Source organism: Deltaproteobacteria bacterium (genome assembly GCA_012522415.1).
GTDB lineage: Bacteria > Desulfobacterota > Syntrophia > Syntrophales > JAAYKM01 > JAAYKM01.
The window spans coordinates 1-16,642 of record JAAYKM010000005.1 but is presented as its reverse complement, the minus strand read 5'-3'; the positions used below and the strand labels follow the sequence as shown (position 1 = coordinate 16,642).

The following is a 16,642-nucleotide window of genomic DNA, read 5'->3' as shown; positions in this document are numbered from 1 at the left end:
AACAATTCGGGGAATCGTTATGGAAGAAAAAACCACCTACAGCAGTGCCGGTGTGGACATCGGACGTGGTAATGCCTTTGTCGAGAAAATCAGGCAGATGGTCAAATCCACATCCCGCAAGGAAGTCATGGGGAATATCGGCGGCTTCGGTGGTTTCTTTCACCTTGACACCCAGAAAATCAAGGATCCGATCCTCGTCTCCTCAACCGATGGCGTCGGAACCAAGCTGAAAATCGCCCAGATGATGAACAGGCATAACACCGTCGGCATCGATTTGGTGGCCATGTCGGTAAACGACGTGGTCGTCAGCGGAGCCGAACCGCTGTTTTTCCTGGATTACATCGCCACGGGCAAAATCAGCATGGATATAAACGTTCAGATCGTCGAAGGTATCGTCAGGGGTTGTACGGAAGCGGGTTGCGCGCTCCTCGGCGGGGAAACGGCCGAAATGCCGGGTTTCTACAAGGATGACGAATACGATCTGGCCGGTTTTTGTGTAGGCGTGGCCGAAGCGGACCGCCTGATCGACGGTTCGGAAATCCGCGTGGGAGACCAGATCATCGGCATCGCCTCCAGCGGTCTCCACAGTAACGGTTATTCTCTGGTCCGAAAGGTCATCTTTGAAAAAGCGAAGCTGACTGTCGATTCGGTGGTGGACGAACTGCGAGGCCCAATCGGCGAAGAATTGCTCAAACCCACGAGCATATACGTAAAATCCATTTTGAATCTCTTGAAGAGCTTCGCCATCGGGGGAATCGTTCATATAACCGGCGGCGGTTTCTTAGACAACATTCCCCGGGTTATCCCGAAACCCTGCATGGCCATCATTGACCGTGGCTCCTGGGAGATTCCACCGATCTTCTCCGTCCTGCAGCGCCTTGGCAACATTGACGAAACGGAAATGTTCCAGGTTTTCAATATGGGAATCGGTATGGTCCTGGTCGTTCCTGAAAAGGAAACCGAGGAAATTCTGGAGCATCTGGTGCATTTGGATGAACGCGCCTATGTGATCGGCTACGTGGACAAACGGGAGGAGGAAGATCCGATGGTTGTCTTCAGTGACAACCCCTGATCCCCGAAAAAACGGCAGTGATTTTTTTCTTTTCCCGGTTCCCTTGACCGCACCGTATGTCTTCGGAACCAAGCACGAGGTCGCCGTATGTCGAAAAAGGTCCTTATCGGTGTCCTGGCTTCCGGCAGTGGATCCAACCTCCAGTCGATCATCGACCACATTGAGGCGGGACGACTTGATGCAACAATCCGCGTGGTCATCTCGAACAATCCCGACGCCTATGCTTTAACCCGAGCACAAATTCATGAAATCCCCACCGTCGTCATCCGGCACCGGGGATTCCCCACCCGGGAGGCCTTCGACCGGAACATGGCGGAGACCTTGAAGGCCTTTGGCGTCGAACTGGTCGTCATGGCCGGGTTCATGCGGGTTCTATCTCCTCAATTCCTGAAAACTTTTCCCCGTCGGGTCATCAACATCCATCCGGCGCTTCTTCCTTCCTTTCCCGGTCTCCAAGGTCAGAAACAGGCCCTCGATCACGGTGTCAAATTTTCCGGATGCACGGTCCACTTCGCCGATGAGGGTGTCGATTCAGGACCGATCATCATCCAGGCCGTTGTCCCCGTTCTGGAAACGGACACGGAGGATACCCTGGCGGAGCGCATCCTCCGCGAGGAGCACCGCATCTACCCGCAGGCGATTCAATTGTATGCGGAAGGCCGCATCATCATTCAAAACCGGCATGTGAAAATCAGGGATTTACATGAAGGGGATATCCGTCCGATACACAACCCCCCTCTCGAAAAATTCTAACCGGGAACCCGGTTTCTCGGCCCGACGAAAGCAGGATGGTGATTCCAATACTATGGACATGTTTCGCCGGGGAAGCAGGGGGTATGGTGCCTCACGAAACGACAAATCAAGAAGGGGGGCCGCATCGTATGGCGGCCCCCCGGTTTCTGAAAATCCGGTTTATTTCAATTCCAGCAGTTTGGAACGGGCTACCCGTGCCTGGCTTGTATTGGGATAATTCTTGATGACCTGCTGCAGGATCAATCGCCCACTGACTTTATCCCCCATGCTGACGAACGCAAGTCCCTGCTTCAGGAGGGCTTGCGACACCTTGTCGCCGTTCGGGTAATTCTTTGTGACCTTGTCGTATTCGAGGATGGCCTGCTCATAGTTTCCTTCAAAATAGTAGCATTCGCCGATCCAGAACTGAGCGTTATCGGAATACTCCGTATTGGGGTAATTTTTCAGGAAGTCCCGAAACTGTGCCCGGGCCTTTTCGTAAATCCCTTCCTTGAATAGATCATAGGCCGCCGCATAAACCTGATCCTTGTCGGAAAACACCTTGGGCGTATCTTTTGTCACACCGTTTGACGGTTTATTCCTGTCCCCGTTCTCGCTTTTGGTGTCCTTTTCCACCACACCCAGGTAGGTTTCCAGAAAATTGAGTCGCAGAACAAAGCGGTCCTGTTTCTCTCTGAGCTCCCTGGTTTCCTCATCCTTGCGGCTCAAACGGAGGGTCAGATCCTTTCGCCACTTGTCACTCAACCCCTGAACTTCTTGCAGATACTCTTTCAGGGACATCATTTCGACACCGACGTCGGCCTGCCCTTTATGCAGGGACGTCACCGATTCCTCCATACGATCGAGCATCTCCTGATGCGCTTTGAGGTACTCGTCTGTCTGCCTCTGATGCTCCTGAAGCTGATGGGTCAGACGGTTGAGATCACTTTGCATCGCACATCCGGCAATCAAAGCCATGAGGACACAAAACGAGATTGCACTCAGGGTTCTCTTCAAATATTTACCCTCCGCTCCATCCGTTATTTATCGGGGGTTACAACAAAATGGGCTCGTCGGTTCTTCGCAAAGGCCTCTTCCGTCCCCGAACCATCGAGGGGCATTTCCTTCCCATAGCTGACCGTCCTCATTTTTCCCGCCGAAACGCCCAAATCGCTCAGATACTTTCGAACCGCATCCGCTCTGCGTTCCCCCAGTGCGAGATTATATTCTTGCGTGCCCCTCTCGTCACAGTGTCCTTCGATCAGAACCGAATAATCCGGGTGATCCTTGAACCACCTTGCATGACGGGTTAGGGCTTCCCGGTCTTCGGGTCGCAGCGAATACCGGTCAAAATCAAAGCGTACATCATAAAAAATATAATCCCCCACCTTGAAATAACCCAAACCCTCGGCGCCGGTTTTTTGTGAGGGCATCCCCTCGTCGGGCACGGCCTCACTGACCCTGGCAAGCGGCCCCGTATCGGGTTGTACGGGCTCGGCTACAACCGGTTTTTCCGGTTGCGGAACATCCTGCTTGACGATCGGTTCCTTGGCGCAACCCAGAAAAAACATGGCTACCGTCAAGGTCACGATCATTATGAAAACGTTACGCATGACATTTTTCATCGGCTCGTCCTCCTTATCGTGTTTTATGCAACTATTTGGATATTTGAAATCCATGGGCTCGGACTGAAGGTATGGAATCGAACAATACACGATATTAAAACATAAAGACCCGGTGCCGGTCAACTTAAAAACTTTTCCAAAAGAATTAACCGCTCAGCGCGTCCAGTCCAGGCCGCTGCACTTCCGGTCCGTTTCATAAATCTTCCGCGTTGTGGAACTGCTGACTGAAATGATGACCAGCCGATGGCGTCTCCCCTGCCGCGATATGACCGCCAAATAGCGGCCGTCCGGAGACCAGGCCGGCTTTTCGTGAATTCCTTTTTCCGCCGACGTCATCGCCCTAATGTCTTCGCCCTGCGTGTTCACCGTGAAGATTTGAAACCCCTGATTTGTCCGGCTCTCGTAGGCAATCCGGTCACCCCTGGGTGACCAGGCGGGGGACGTGTTGTATGCCCCTTCGTCGGTCAGCCTTCGGATCCCGCTGCCGTCCGCGTTCATGATATAAATCTGGGGTGATCCGGACCGGTCTGAAACGAAAGCGATCTGCTTCCCATCGGGAGACCAGACGGGAGAAACGTCAATGGCAAAATGCCGGGTTATCCGGGCCAGCTTACCTGTGGCAATCTCCAGAGTGTAAATTTCCCCGTTTCCGTCCCGACTCAGGGTCAACAACATTTTCGTTCCGTCCGGAGACCAGGGACCGGCCAGATTTATTCCCGGATAAGGTGAAACCCGTCTGGTCGTTTTTCGCTCCACATCCTTGATATAGACCGCCTGGGTCTTGCTTCGGTAGGATGTATAGGAAAGGTAGCGGCCGTCCGGAGACCAGTGGGGCGATACCACCAGGGCATACTCCTTCGTCAGGGGAGCCGGTGGTGAACCGTCGAAGGGGATGGCATAAATCTCCGACCCGAGGGGTGTCTTTTGCGTGAACGTGATCTTTGAATCAAACAACCCTCTGGTTCCCGTCAGGGCAAACAGGATGTCCTCCGCCATCGCCTGGGCCAGCCGTGATTTTCCCTCCTGCGTGCCCCGATATGTTTTACGAAACACTTCCTGCGCCTTGATGGTGTCGAAAACACGGATCTCCGTGGCCCATGAGTTTCCCTGCAGGGAAAAAACGCCCTTGACCAGAAAATCGACGCCGATTGTCGTCCAGTCGGGGAAAAATACCTTGAAGGGGTCGGCCCGGGAAACCGCGGAGGACTCAAGGAAGGCCCGACGATCCTTGATCTGGAAATAGTCCGTCATCGTCAGATAGCGGCCAATTTCATTCGGAAACCAAAGCGATTAATCAGAGGATGTTCTATCACCGTCCCGCTGCTGAAAATCCGCAATCGCCAGGGGAAATTTTTCAAAACCGGGGGAATCGATATCGAGATAAACCCGTGCGGATGCCCCCGTCAGGCAAACGGACCCCCAAAAAACCGCTAAGCCAACCCAGAACATGACTGTTTTTCGCATGAAGAAGCCTTCCCTTCAAACCAGCAGGCATTTCCATCCCGAAACCCGCCCGAACAAGCGAATCCCGGCGTCGCATCGGGATTCAAAAGAAATGACTATCTCATATTGAGTTGAGACGAATGGAACCGGATCCCCACTTCGATACTGGAATCCCTCATCCAGACAGGAAAGGGAGGAAACGGTGCCGCCTTTTTTACTGCCTTGACCGCCGATTCATTGAAAAATGCATTTGCCGAACGTTTTTCCAGGGCAACCCCCTCAATTGCCCCATTTTTCATGATTCGGACATGCACCACGGCAACCAGGTCGTTTCCCGGGAGAATTCCGCCGGGGAAAGCCCATTTCGTCCTGATTCGGGACCAGACCGCCCCGTAGTAGGCGTTCATCTCGTCCAAAGCTGCGGAAGAGCCGGTTGACGCCGGGGCGTCGGTGACGGCAGGAGGCCTTTTTGGTGGGCTGTCCCCTGCCATTTTACGCCGCAGCTCCTCAATGGCCTCGGCAACATCCTGCGACGGTTTTTTCCCGCTGTCGAGCCTGCTGATCGGCGGCAATTCGAGGGTGTCCGCCTTTTTTTTCAGCACCGTCCCGCTTTGGTCACCGAGGAGTTCTTTCATATCTCTGGAGAAAGTACTCTGATTGAGACGGCGACCGGAAACCTCGACGTCACGCACCAGATCGACTGTATAGTATGGGCCCAAGGTCAGTTTCATCGCCGTTGTCATGGGACGGAACAGGACCAGGGAGAGGAAAAGCGCATGGATCATTATGGAGGAGACCAACACCGAACCCAGGGCCGGCTTCTCGTAGGAACGCGCCCGCAGGTGATCTATGGATTCCACCAGACCCGGATCAAGCGTAATCGTATCAATCGGATCCGTCATTCCCCTGTCTCGCGTGGCGGCTCCGTTACCATCCCCAACCTGTCCACACCCGCCTTCCTGATTTCCGACATGACTTCGACGACAAAACCGTAGGGGACCTCTTTGTCGGCCCTCATGAAGACTTCCCGGTCTATGCGGTCCTGGAAAATGGCCTCCAGCTTCGTCTGGAGGTCCGCCAGGGCAATGTGATTTTTATTCAGAAATATCATGCGGTTGTCATCAATGCTGAGGACCAGTTTTTCCTCGGTAATGTCCACGCTCTTTGCTTTCACCTTGGGCAGGTTCACATCTATCCCCATTTGAAGCATCGGCGCCGTCACCATGAATATGATCAGTAAAACCAGGACGACATCTACGAGGGGGACGACGTTGATGTCCGACAGGGGACGGTGTTCCGAGAAACGGTGTCGTTTGAAATACCTCATGGCGTGTTATCTTCTACTGTAGTAACGGTCGATCAGATTCAGAAAATCGGACGCAAAGTTATCCGTTTCAATACTGATTCCGCGTATTCGGTTCAAGTAATAGTTATAGAAAATGACCGCTGGAATCGCTGCGGCCAGACCGGCCGCCGTTGCGATGAGCGCCTCGGATATGCCGGGAGCCACCACGGCCAGGGTCGCTGACCCGCGGACGCCGATACCCTTGAACGTATCCATGATTCCCCAAACCGTTCCGAACAGGCCGAGGAAAGGGCTTATGTTCCCCGTTGTTGCCAGAAAACCCAAAGCTTTCTCCATCTTCGACGCTTCGGCTGAGCAACTCCGGGCCAGGGCGCGTTCGAGGAAAACGATCATACCGTCCTCCGCCGATGGGGAAAGCGGCTCATCACTTCCCGGGGTTCTGGTCGTTTTGGTCGTCTTGACGAGTTCAGCGTACCCAACGCGAAAGACTTCCGCCACCGTCGAATATCTGAATTTTCTGGCTTCGACGATAAGATCAGCTATCCTGTTCTTCTTCATGAAGAGATCGAGAAACAGGTTGTTTTCCTTTTTGATCCGTCCCAATTCCCGGTATTTCAGAAAAATAATGGCCCACGAGACAATGGAAAAGACAAGCAACAAAAAGAGAACAAACTGTACGACGCCGCCGGCGTCGACAATCATACCCAGAACACTGTTGTGGAAATTGCTCCCCACGGCAACGGAACCTGCAGAAGGCATAGCGGAATGTCCCCCTTATTTTGAATAGATTAGCCGTCTTATCTAAAGGATAACGTGCCGCATGTCAACCTGACTTTGGCTTCCCCGTCCATCAAGATGAAATCCGGATGCGCGGATCCGCCAGGGCATAGGATATGTCCGCCAGAAGATTGCCGAACAGGGTAAGGATCGCGCCGATATAGAGGATCCCCATGATCACGGGATAATCCCTTGACATGACGGACATGTAGAAAAGTTGCCCCATACCCGGAATGGCAAATATGGTCTCAAAAATGACACTCCCCCCGATAAGACCGGGAACGGACAACCCCAGAATGGTGATGACCGGCAGCAGGGCGTTACGCAGGGCATGTTTGTAAATCACCGTTCGTTCACTCAAGCCCTTGGCCCGGGCCGTTGTAATGTAATCCTGGCGGATCACTTCGAGCATGTTCGATCGCATAAAGCGGGAAAAACCGGCGAGCCCCCCGAAGGCGGACAGCAAAACGGGCAGGACCAGGTGCCTGAGCAGATCACAGAAAGCCGTCCAGGGCGGCATGTACTCGTAATTCAGGGAGCGCAGGCCCGAGATAGGCAGCCAGTTCAGATGAACACCGAAAAAAATCATGAGTAAAAGGGCGAGCCAGAAGGTCGGCACGGCAAAACCCACAAAAACGAATACACTGGTCAGACGGTCGAACAGAGAATTCTGATGCACCGCCGAAAGAACACCGATGGGAATGGCCACCAGAAGAATCAGGATGAGAGACAGGACATTGAGCAGGACAGTGATGGGAATCCGTTCCCGAATCTTTTCCGTGACGGAGCGGCGGTCAGGAGAAAAGGATGTTCCGAGATCGAAAACGGCAACCTTTTTCAGCCAGATCCAGTACTGTTCATAAACGGGCTTGTCCAGGCCATACATGGCCCGCAACCGCTCCTGCGCTTCAATGGACGCCCGCGGGTTCATCTGGGTCTGCATATCCGTCGGCGACCCCGGCGCGAGGTGCATGACGCCGAAGCAGACAATCGTAATCCCGAGGAGAAGCGGTATCATGAAGAGCAATCTCTTACAGATATAGAGCATCATGACAAGGTTTCTCCGGATGCCTTCTCGATTTCCTCCGCCCCGGCCGCTTTCAGAGGAAACCACCCGCTTTCCCCGATCCGGGCGACGGCCTTGCGAAAGTTTTCAAGGGAATGGGTTTCCAGGGTGACGATCGGCGTCAGATTCCTCTTTTTGAGCATGGTAAACAGATCACCAAACGGGAAATTACCCTCCCCCGGCGGCAGATGCTGATCACGGCTCCCCTGATTATCGTGGAGATGAAGCTGGGTCAGGTAGGGGCTCAGCGTATTGATCCAGTCTTCGAGCGGCACCTCTGAAAAAACGTTATGGTGCCCCGTATCGAAGCAGAAACGCAGAAATGGAGAGTTCACACCGTCCAGGAGCCTTTTCAGTATGACCGGCGTCGTTTCGTATACATTCTCCACACAGATCGGACAAGCCAAAGTCCGGGCTCGCGGCAGAAACGACCGAAAGGTTTCCAGGCTGTTGTTTAGCCATTGCTCTTCATCGGACGGATAGTAGCGGCTGTCGAAAGCCGCATGACATACGACGGAAACGGGCCGGAAGAAAACGGACAGATCAAGAGCGTCTCCGATACGCTCTTTCGACACCCGGCGAACCATCGGATCGATCGCCCCGGGCCGCAGATCCAGAAAAGGGAGGTGGACCGTTACCCTCAATCCCGCTTCCTGCAATTTTCCGCCGATTTCTAGAAAAACTTCCCGGGGACACTCATCCAGATCCCGGTGACTGATGGCCACCTCCGGATTGATACGCTCAGCCATGACCAGAGGGAGATACGTTTCCCGCAGGAGATGAAAGGGCATATGAACCTGGATATACGGAAAAAGGCAACGGTTCATCAACATAACTGTTCTGTTTTCAGTAAGTTGACCGAAATCCATCCCGGCTCCGGTCAAGGTCCCCTCTATCATAACACGTTCGATTCATCAACTCGGAATGGGAGCCTTTGAGATTGACACACCACGAATTATTTGGTACCGGGATAACCAAAGCCCATTGTTGGACAGGGAGGGGGGAAGACGCGGCCCGACGGCCTGCTCGCCACCCACCTCGCTTATGGAGTCGGTTCGACAAACCGGTTCCCTTCGCGGACGGACGAAACCACTTACATTCGGGAGGCATGATTGGAGGAAACACTGGCGCTTACGTCACAGGAACTGGTTCTACGCTGTGTCAACGCGGCCCTGGAAAAGAAACCCAAAGCTCTGGTTATTCTCGGGATCAAAAATATTTCTTCATTCGCGGACTATTACGTCATCATGAGCGGTGACTCGGAGCGGGAAGTCCAGGCGCTGGCCTCCATCATCCAGGAAAAAATGAAAAAAACCGGGATCCTCCCCCTCGGTACGGAAGGGACAGCAGTTGGAAAGTGGATTCTTCTCGATTACATCGACGTCGTAATTTCCATTTTTCACGAACCGGTTCGGGTTTTTTACGATCTGGAACGACTCTGGTCCGACGCTCCGATAATGAGGGTGCCTGAAGACACGCAAAGCCTGACCGCCCTGAGCGATGAAATGTAATGTTGCCGACATTGGCCGAAGTCTGATCGACCTCATTTTGCCGTCCCGCTGCGTGGGCTGCACGCAAGTCCTGGAGAGAGCCCTCCCTTACGCGGTTTGCCGGAGCTGTGCGGACAGTTTGCGCCGTTGCTCCCCACCCCTTTGCCCCTCGTGCGGAACCCCCTATGCCGATCCGGCGGCGGCGGATCATCTCTGCGAAAAATGCCTCCTGACCCCCCCGCCTTTTGTGGCGGCACGGTCGGTTGCAGCCTACGAAGGGGTCCTCCAGGATATGATTCATCGATGCAAATACGTCGGTGATACGATGGTGGGGGAAACTCTGGGCAAAATGATGGCCGACTACTCCTACCACGCTTGCGATTTAAGCGATTACGACGTGGTCATACCCGTCCCCCTGCACACAAAACGGCTGCGCGAGCGGGGGTTCAACCAATCCCTGCTTCTGGCAAGGGCTTTCGCCAAACGCTACAACAAGAAACTGGATTACCTGTCATTAGTCCGGTCTGTTCATACGCCGCCTCAGGTCTCTTTTGGCCGCCGGGACCGGGAACAAAGCGTCAAGGGGGCCTTCCAGGTCAGAAAAAAGGTTGCCCTGGAGGGGAGAAAGGTTATTCTGGTGGACGACGTCTATACGACCGGCAGCACCGTACGGGAATGCGCACGCACGCTGAGACATGCGGGAGCCCCGTCGGTGACGGTTTTAACCCTGGCCCGCGCCCTTTACTGAACGGCACCGCCCGGGGACGACGGAAAGGGAAACGATGAGCAAAATTCTGTCACGAAAAGACTTGAAAGCGGAAATTGAGACGTTGCGCCGCCAGGGGAAAAGGGTCGTTTTTACCAACGGCTGTTTCGATATTCTCCACGTCGGACATGTGCGTTATCTGAGGGAGGCAAAAAAGGAAGGCGATATTCTGGTGGTAGCCCTCAACAGCGACCGTTCCGTCCGGGCCATCAAAGGGGAGAAAAGACCTATTGTGCCCGAGACGGAAAGGGCTGACGTGATGTCCGCTCTGGAATCGGTGGATTACGTGACCATCTTCGATGAGCCGACACCCCTGGAAGTGATCAGAATTTTGAGGCCGGACATATTGGTCAAAGGAGGCGATTGGAAGGAGGAAAAAATAGTCGGCCGCGATACCGTTTGCGGCTGGGGAGGGCGGGTTGCCGTTATCCCAGAGGTCAAGGGCGCCTCAACGACGAACCTCGTCGAAAAGATTCGGGCTGTTTACAATGACAAATAGCCATCACGACTTCCCTCTCCATTCCTGCGATATTCATCTCATACTGGGAAGTGGGCTGTCTTGCGGGATGATTTTTTGCTTTACAAACAACGGCCTTTCGTGTATTGGTTATGGCCTTTTTGACAGATTGCGGAATAATGGAGTGGCAGATGACCATGAAACCGGATAAGTTAGCGTTTTTCAGATTTATGCTGACCCAGAAGATCAGCGAACTTCTGGGTGAGGCGGAAAAAACCGTCTCCGAAATGACCAGCGAGAAGGTCAATTTTCCTGACCCGACCGACCGGGCCGCCCTGGAATCGGACCGGAACTTTGAGCTGCGCATCCGAGACCGGGAAAGAAAGCTTATCGCGAAAATGCAGGAAGCAATCAAACGTATTGACGACGGAACCTTTGGTATCTGTGACACCTGTGGAGGAACCATTTCGGAAAAACGGCTGATGGCAAGACCCGTTACTACGCTCTGTATCGAATGCAAGACCAAACAGGAAAAACTCGAAAAGCTGAAGGGAGAATGACGTAAGTCCTCATTTTTCAGGTGATGACGATCAAGCGTCCGCCGTCTCACGTCCAGTCGCGTGGGGAGAGGACGCTTTTTTTCTTTCTTTGGCAAACAGCGAAGGACCGCCGCCGTGTTTGTCAAAGTCGCCGTGAACATTCCGACCGGGAGAACCTTCGTATACCGGGTTCCTCCAGATCTGGAATCGGATACGGCCCTCGGGAAACGGGCACTGGTTCACTTTGGCGGCAGGACACTCACCGGCTATATTTTAGAAGTACTGGCCACCCCGGATTATCCGAAAACGAAGGACCTCATCCGGATTCTTGATGAGGAACCGCTTTTTGATGCCGATGACCTCCTTTTCTACCAGTGGTTGTCCGATTATTATCTGCAACCAATCGGTCGGGTCTTGAGCGAGGCTCTTCCCGCAGGAATCAACCCGAAAACAAGGCGGGTGATCCGCTTGGCAGGGGATACCGAAGCGGAGCCGACAGAGTGCTTTACCGCCGACGAAACTGAACTTCTGACTTTCCTTCGCCACCGTGCTGAAGGCGTCACCCATGCGGAGATTGAAGGCCTTCTCTCCGCAAAAGCCTTGAAAGAAGCCATAAAATCGCTGGAAAAAAGGAATTTGGTGGTCGTCGAGGAACTGACGGAACGGCAAATCTCTGCCGGAACCGTGAAGTGTGTCGCCGTACGACGGCCCTTTCCGGAGAATGTGACCCTGACAGACAGGCAGCGGACCCTTCTGCAGGACATTGAAAATCAGGGCGAGACCGCCCTTGCCGAATTGCGGCGCCGGGAGGCCTACACTCCGTCTCTGTTCAGGGCCCTGCGGGAAAAGGGCGTTCTGGAAATCTCGCTAAAGGATATCCCCCCCGGGGGGGGGCTTCGTGGTCCCGCGGGACCGGGGATGGAACCGCCGATTCTCAACCGGGATCAGGGGGAAGCCGTACAAAATATCCACGAGAAACTCGCCGCATCCACCTTTTCCGTTTGCCTTCTCCATGGCGTCACGGGCAGCGGGAAGACCGAGGTCTATCTCCGCGCCATAGGGGAAACCCTGCGCACCGGACGGGGCGTTCTGTACCTCGTCCCCGAAATCGCCCTGACCGCGCAGCTTCTTGAGCGAATAGGGAACCGCTTCCCCCTCCTGGAAATAGCTGTCTGGCATAGCGACATTCCGAAAAGGATTCGCTATGACCAATGGAAGCGTATCCTCCGTGGCGAGGTCCGTTTCGTCGTGGGTGCCAGATCGGCGGTTTTTGCCCCCATCCGCAATCTGGGACTGATCATCGTCGATGAAGAACACGACGACTCCTACAAACAGGATGAGCGAACACCCTATAACGGTCGGGACGCCGCCATTGTCAAGGGGAAACAGCATGGAGCCACCGTTGTCCTCGGTTCCGCCACACCGGCTTTGCCGACCTTTTACAATGCCCACACGGGGAAATACGCCTACCTGTCACTGCCCTCCCGCGTGGAGGGACGACCCCTGCCTGAAGTGGCCGTGGTGGCCATGACAAAGGAAAGGGATGAAAGGGGGGCTATTCCCGTTTTTTCACGTACCCTCCTTTCCGCCATGGAGGACAGCCTCGCCGGCGGACACCAAATCCTGCTGTTTCTCAACCGAAGGGGTTTTCACACGTTTGTCCACTGCCCGGATTGCGGCCATGTGTTCAGATGTTCCAACTGTTCGGTTTCTCTAACGTATCATTCTGAAACAGACCGTCTTCACTGCCATTACTGCGACCACCAGAGCCCCGTCGCAACCGTCTGCTCCCTCTGTGGGAAAAACCGCATCATACGTTACGGTATCGGCACGGAACGCCTGGAAGAAGAGGTCAAAAAGTATTTTCCCAATGCGGTCATCGCACGAATGGACCGGGACAGCATCTCCCGGAGGGGCAGCCGGGAATACATCCTGAAGCGCCTCGAAAGGAGGGACATAGATATCCTCCTCGGCACCCAGATGATCACCAAGGGTCATGACTTCCCGCATATCAACCTGATTGGGGTTATTTCCGCCGACCTGTCACTGAACATGCCCGATTTTCGGGCAGCCGAACGAACCTTCCAGCTTCTGACGCAGGTTTCCGGCCGTAGCGGCCGGGGGGAAACTCCCGGGCGCGTCGTTATTCAGACCCTCAATCCGGACCACTACGCCATTATTCGAGCCCGAAGTCATGATTACATCTCTTTCTACGAGGATGAAATGGCTCTCCGAAAAACGCTTTCCTTTCCACCATTCAGCAGGATGATTACCCTACATTTCTCCACGCTCCATCGGGAGAAGGGAGAAAAAGACCTGGCCGTCCTGAAATCGACTCTGGACTCCCTGCAAGAGAAGGAACGCCGGTTTCGGCACATCCAGGTTATGGGACCGATACGGTCCCCCATCGAAAAAATCCGGGGCCGCCACCGCTGGCAGATTCTCTTGAAGGGCCGGGAAACCGGTCCGTTGCATGAACTGGCTCGCACCATTCTCCTGATGGACAAGAAAGGCCCCCTCCGCATCACAGCGGACGTGGACCCCCTGAATTTCATGTAGGGCCATAACCCCGGTTTTCCCTTATCCCTTGACACATCAACGCTGTTTCCCTATATTCGCGCTCTACAGGAGATCAGTTCATGCAAGCGCCATCCATTCTTTTCATGGGCACACCGGATTTCGCCGTTCCTTCGTTGAAAATCCTGATCGGGAACGGGGCGCCTCTGACAGGCGTCGTCACCCAACCGGACCGTCCCAGCGGCCGGGGCCGCCGTCTTACGCCGCCACCGGTCAAAGTCCTTGCCGAGGCCTCTAGCCTTCCGCTCTTTCAACCCGAAAGAATTCGTGACGAATCCTTTCTGAAAATATTCCGTGACCTGGCGCCGGCATTGGTCGTTGTCGTCGCTTTTGGTCAGATCCTGCCGATGGAAATGATCACGCGACCACACTATGGCTGCATCAATGTTCACCCGTCCCTGCTCCCGAAATACCGAGGCGCCGCCCCGATCCAGTGGAGCCTGATCCGGGGCGAAACCATGACGGGCATGACGATCATGCAGATGGACGAGGGGGTGGACTCAGGTGACATTTTGCTGCAGGAGGCGGTGCCGATCGCACCGGGAGACAACTTCGGCAGCCTCCATGACCGTCTGGCCGTCCTCGGAGCCGAGATGCTTCTGAAGACGATCGGCATGATCGCAGATGGATCGATCCGTCCCGTCAAACAGGACCACAGCAGGGCAACACTCGCCCCGCGCATCAAAAGAGAGGATGGCCTCATCGACTGGAGCAAGGGGGTCCGCGAAATTCTCTCTCTCATCCGTGGCCTGTCCCCAAATCCGGGGGCCTACACGTTTTTGGACGGGAAAAAACTGAGAGTTTACGCCGCCCGGGGTGAAGCATCCGCGTCCGGGTCATCACCGGGAACGGTCCTCCGTGTCGGAAAGGACGGCAATCCGGCCATTGCCGCCGCAGACGGTCTCGTTTACCCGGAGGAAATCCAGATGGAAAACAGGAAACGGATGTCCATGGCTGATTTCCTCCGTGGTTACCGCGTCACACCAGAAACAATCCTGGGGCCTCTTGCTTAAGACATGTTCAGTACGGCTACACCTTTGCAACCGCGTTTCCTAAACGGCAAGACAAAAGATGAACCATGACGGGGCGTATGAATGGTTTAGTCAGCCCATCCCGGATATCACCTTTTTTTGCGCCCCGTCTTCTCCCGCCCCCTACCCTCCGTCCGTCTCCGGCCGTTCCAGCACCTCCCGGATTTTCTCCGAAAGCTTGCTGGCTGAAAAGGGTTTCTGAATGAAAGCCAGGGCCCCCTGGTCTATAATGTCCTGGGCCTGCCCTTCCAGGCTGTATCCGCTGGACAGAATCACCTTTACCTCGCTGTTGATTCGCTTCAGCCTGTCGAATACTTCGCAGCCGCTCATCCCCGGCATGATCATGTCCAGAATGACCAGGGCGATCTCATCGCATCGGGAACGATAAAGCTCGATGGCGCCGGGGCCGGAGGAAGCGGTGATCACGCCATAGCCGAGCATTCTTAAAATCCGCCTCGTCACGATCAGAACCACTTCTTCGTCATCAATCAGCAGAATCGTCTCCCTTCCTTTTTTCAGCTCTTGCGTGGGCCGGAGCTTTTCCTCCTCCAGGCTCTCCTGGGACGCCGGCAGGTAAACCAAGAAAACGGACCCGCTTCCCCGTTCGGAACGCACCTCGATGAACCCCCCGTGCCCCTTGATAATACCGTAAACGGTGGCCAAGCCCAACCCCGTGCCACGGCCCATTTCCTTCGTGGTAAAGAAAGGTTCAAAGATCCGCTGGCGGGTCCATTCATCCATGCCGACACCGGTATCCCGAATGATGATCCTGACGTAAGACCCGGGGACAAGGTCGATATCCGAAGCCTCCTTCTCATCGAACAGGATATTGGTCGTTTCCAGATAGAGGTCCCCGCCCCCCGGCATGGCCTGCCATGCGTTGAGAAAAAGATTCAGCAGAACCTGTTCGATCTGCGTCCGGTCGACATCGGTCACCCAGAGGGCGCTCCCATAGGAACGGTGGATATTCAACTCCTTCCGTGTACGGGAAAACAGGCCCAGGGTCTGTTCGATCAGTTCGTTCAAATCTGTCGGGCGGACCTCGTATCGTCCTCCCCGGGCGTATCCCAGGAGCTGGCGGGTTAAATCGGCGCCGCTGCGGACCTGTTTTTCGATGGCTTCCAGATTATTATAGAAGGGATGCTGCTGATCGATTTCGAGCATCATCAGAGAAGCATAGCCCTGAATGCCCATGAGCAGATTGTTGAAATCATGGGCTATCCCCCCCGCCAGGGTGCCGATTGCCTCCATCTTCTGTGCTTCCCGAAGCTGAATTTCCATCTGCCGGTACTCCGTAATATCTTCAAAGGTCAGGAGGTGGTGATGGTTCGGCATGATCACGGCACGGAAATGGATGATCTTCTCGCCTCCGATTTTACAGAACGTGTTGAGTACACGTTGGTGCACCCGTCCCGCTTCGGGATTGACCATGACCTCCCCCCTATAGAACATTTCAAATTCATTACGGTATGCGGGATCGGGATAGGCCTTTTCCGACCATATCCGCCAGTCAGGCAAGTCTTCCGGCGTATAACCAAAAATCTCCGTAAAACGGGGGTTGAAGTACTCGAACTTCAGTTCGGGATTGAGGACGGCAATTCCCAGAGGCGTGCTCTCCGCCAGGAGACGGAAACGGTTCTCGCTTTCCCGGATGGTTTCCTCGGATTTAACACGTTCCGTAATATCGCGTACGGCGGCCTGAACCATCTCCTTCCCCTCCATCTCGAACCTGCCCAGCAAAACCTCGCAGGGGAAGAGGGT

Annotated in this window: 18 protein-coding genes; 8 read left to right on the top strand and 10 right to left on the bottom strand. The window is 54.6% G+C overall.

From position 1 onward, the window contains the following. The first annotated feature begins 19 nt into the window (after positions 1-19). Both GX147_00535 and GX147_00530 read left to right on the top strand, forming a co-directional pair. Positions 20-1,072 carry a phosphoribosylformylglycinamidine cyclo-ligase gene (locus tag GX147_00535; protein ID NLN59198.1) on the top strand — a complete coding sequence of 351 codons (1,053 nt, stop codon included), beginning with the start codon at positions 20-22 and terminating at the stop codon, positions 1,070-1,072. Positions 1,073-1,159: 87 nt separating this feature from the next. Beyond that, positions 1,160-1,825, top strand: a complete 666-nt coding sequence (locus tag GX147_00530) for a phosphoribosylglycinamide formyltransferase (protein ID NLN59197.1) — start codon at positions 1,160-1,162, stop codon at positions 1,823-1,825. 159 nt (positions 1,826-1,984) lie between these two features. Here the strand turns inward: GX147_00530 and ybgF are convergent, their stop codons facing one another. From ybgF to GX147_00485, 9 genes are all read right to left on the bottom strand, one after another. Beyond that, positions 1,985-2,821, bottom strand: a complete 837-nt coding sequence (gene ybgF / locus GX147_00525; GenBank protein ID NLN59196.1) for a tol-pal system protein YbgF — start codon at positions 2,819-2,821, stop codon at positions 1,985-1,987. Positions 2,822-2,844: 23 nt separating this feature from the next. After that, complete coding sequence (gene pal, locus GX147_00520; protein NLN59195.1) at positions 2,845-3,429, bottom strand: peptidoglycan-associated lipoprotein Pal; 585 nt, start codon at positions 3,427-3,429, stop codon at positions 2,845-2,847. A gap of 153 nt (positions 3,430-3,582) precedes the next feature. Continuing rightward, the gene (locus GX147_00515) at positions 3,583-4,680 is read right to left on the bottom strand and encodes a Tol-Pal system beta propeller repeat protein TolB (protein NLN59194.1); all 1,098 of its coding nucleotides are present in this window, start codon (positions 4,678-4,680) and stop codon (positions 3,583-3,585) included. 39 nt (positions 4,681-4,719) lie between these two features. Next, complete coding sequence (locus GX147_00510) at positions 4,720-4,893, bottom strand: hypothetical protein (protein ID NLN59193.1); 174 nt, start codon at positions 4,891-4,893, stop codon at positions 4,720-4,722. Positions 4,894-4,988: 95 nt separating this feature from the next. After that, complete coding sequence (locus GX147_00505; GenBank protein NLN59192.1) at positions 4,989-5,774, bottom strand: TonB C-terminal domain-containing protein; 786 nt, start codon at positions 5,772-5,774, stop codon at positions 4,989-4,991. After that, positions 5,771-6,199 (bottom strand): protein TolR, encoded by a 429-nt coding sequence (locus GX147_00500; protein ID NLN59191.1) that lies wholly within the window; start codon positions 6,197-6,199, stop codon positions 5,771-5,773. Before GX147_00500 ends, GX147_00505 begins: the two co-directional genes overlap by 4 nt. A 6-nt stretch (positions 6,200-6,205) precedes the next feature. After that, positions 6,206-6,937, bottom strand: coding sequence for a Tol-Pal system subunit TolQ (locus GX147_00495; GenBank protein NLN59190.1), 732 nt, complete (start codon positions 6,935-6,937; stop codon positions 6,206-6,208). 91 nt (positions 6,938-7,028) lie between these two features. Further along, on the bottom strand, positions 7,029-8,006 hold the full coding sequence (locus tag GX147_00490) for an ABC transporter permease (GenBank protein ID NLN59189.1): 978 nt from the start codon (positions 8,004-8,006) through the stop codon (positions 7,029-7,031). Further along, positions 8,003-8,890 carry a sugar phosphate isomerase/epimerase gene (locus GX147_00485; protein ID NLN59188.1) on the bottom strand — a complete coding sequence of 296 codons (888 nt, stop codon included), beginning with the start codon at positions 8,888-8,890 and terminating at the stop codon, positions 8,003-8,005. Before GX147_00485 ends, GX147_00490 begins: the two co-directional genes overlap by 4 nt. Positions 8,891-9,166: 276 nt before the next feature. Between GX147_00485 and rsfS the strand changes: the two genes are divergently transcribed. The 6 genes from rsfS to GX147_00455 all read left to right on the top strand — a co-directional run bounded on the left by rsfS (position 9,167) and on the right by GX147_00455 (position 14,863). After that, positions 9,167-9,532, top strand: coding sequence for a ribosome silencing factor (gene rsfS / locus GX147_00480; GenBank protein ID NLN59187.1), 366 nt, complete (start codon positions 9,167-9,169; stop codon positions 9,530-9,532). After that, positions 9,522-10,259 (top strand): ComF family protein, encoded by a 738-nt coding sequence (locus tag GX147_00475; protein NLN59186.1) that lies wholly within the window; start codon positions 9,522-9,524, stop codon positions 10,257-10,259. The genes rsfS and GX147_00475 overlap by 11 nt, the downstream gene beginning before the upstream one ends. Before the next feature lie 34 nt (positions 10,260-10,293). After that, positions 10,294-10,776, top strand: a complete 483-nt coding sequence (gene rfaE2 / locus GX147_00470) for a D-glycero-beta-D-manno-heptose 1-phosphate adenylyltransferase (GenBank protein NLN59185.1) — start codon at positions 10,294-10,296, stop codon at positions 10,774-10,776. 155 nt (positions 10,777-10,931) lie between these two features. After that, entirely contained in the window at positions 10,932-11,294 is a 363-nt protein-coding gene (gene dksA, locus GX147_00465; protein ID NLN59184.1) for an RNA polymerase-binding protein DksA, read from the top strand. A gap of 114 nt (positions 11,295-11,408) precedes the next feature. Continuing rightward, positions 11,409-13,832: a primosomal protein N' gene (priA, locus tag GX147_00460; GenBank protein NLN59183.1), complete on the top strand. Its 2,424-nt coding sequence runs from the start codon at positions 11,409-11,411 to the stop codon at positions 13,830-13,832. An 80-nt stretch (positions 13,833-13,912) separates the two neighbouring features. Then, complete coding sequence (locus GX147_00455) at positions 13,913-14,863, top strand: methionyl-tRNA formyltransferase (protein NLN59182.1); 951 nt, start codon at positions 13,913-13,915, stop codon at positions 14,861-14,863. Between the two features lie 141 nt (positions 14,864-15,004). On the opposite strand, the gene GX147_00450 is transcribed toward GX147_00455, so the two are convergent. Next, the coding region (locus GX147_00450; protein ID NLN59181.1) for a response regulator at positions 15,005-16,642 on the bottom strand (1,638 nt) is incomplete at its 5' end.

Excerpts from the sequence above, each read along its gene's own strand:
- GX147_00455 (NLN59182.1), top strand. The coding sequence starts at position 13,913 with ATGCAAGCGCCATCCATTCTTTTCATGGGCACACCGGATTTCGCCGTT.
- GX147_00535 (NLN59198.1), top strand. The coding sequence starts at position 20 with ATGGAAGAAAAAACCACCTACAGCAGTGCCGGTGTGGACATCGGACGT.
- pal (NLN59195.1), bottom strand. The coding sequence starts at position 3,429 with ATGAAAAATGTCATGCGTAACGTTTTCATAATGATCGTGACCTTGACG.
- GX147_00530 (NLN59197.1), top strand. The coding sequence starts at position 1,160 with ATGTCGAAAAAGGTCCTTATCGGTGTCCTGGCTTCCGGCAGTGGATCC.
- dksA (NLN59184.1), top strand. The coding sequence starts at position 10,932 with ATGAAACCGGATAAGTTAGCGTTTTTCAGATTTATGCTGACCCAGAAG.
- GX147_00515 (NLN59194.1), bottom strand. The coding sequence starts at position 4,680 with ATGACGGACTATTTCCAGATCAAGGATCGTCGGGCCTTCCTTGAGTCC.
- rfaE2 (NLN59185.1), top strand. The coding sequence starts at position 10,294 with ATGAGCAAAATTCTGTCACGAAAAGACTTGAAAGCGGAAATTGAGACG.
- GX147_00500 (NLN59191.1), bottom strand. The coding sequence starts at position 6,199 with ATGAGGTATTTCAAACGACACCGTTTCTCGGAACACCGTCCCCTGTCG.
- GX147_00505 (NLN59192.1), bottom strand. The coding sequence starts at position 5,774 with ATGACGGATCCGATTGATACGATTACGCTTGATCCGGGTCTGGTGGAA.
- GX147_00485 (NLN59188.1), bottom strand. The coding sequence starts at position 8,890 with ATGGATTTCGGTCAACTTACTGAAAACAGAACAGTTATGTTGATGAAC.
- GX147_00495 (NLN59190.1), bottom strand. The coding sequence starts at position 6,937 with ATGCCTTCTGCAGGTTCCGTTGCCGTGGGGAGCAATTTCCACAACAGT.
- GX147_00475 (NLN59186.1), top strand. The coding sequence starts at position 9,522 with ATGAAATGTAATGTTGCCGACATTGGCCGAAGTCTGATCGACCTCATT.
- GX147_00490 (NLN59189.1), bottom strand. The coding sequence starts at position 8,006 with ATGATGCTCTATATCTGTAAGAGATTGCTCTTCATGATACCGCTTCTC.
- GX147_00510 (NLN59193.1), bottom strand. The coding sequence starts at position 4,893 with ATGCGAAAAACAGTCATGTTCTGGGTTGGCTTAGCGGTTTTTTGGGGG.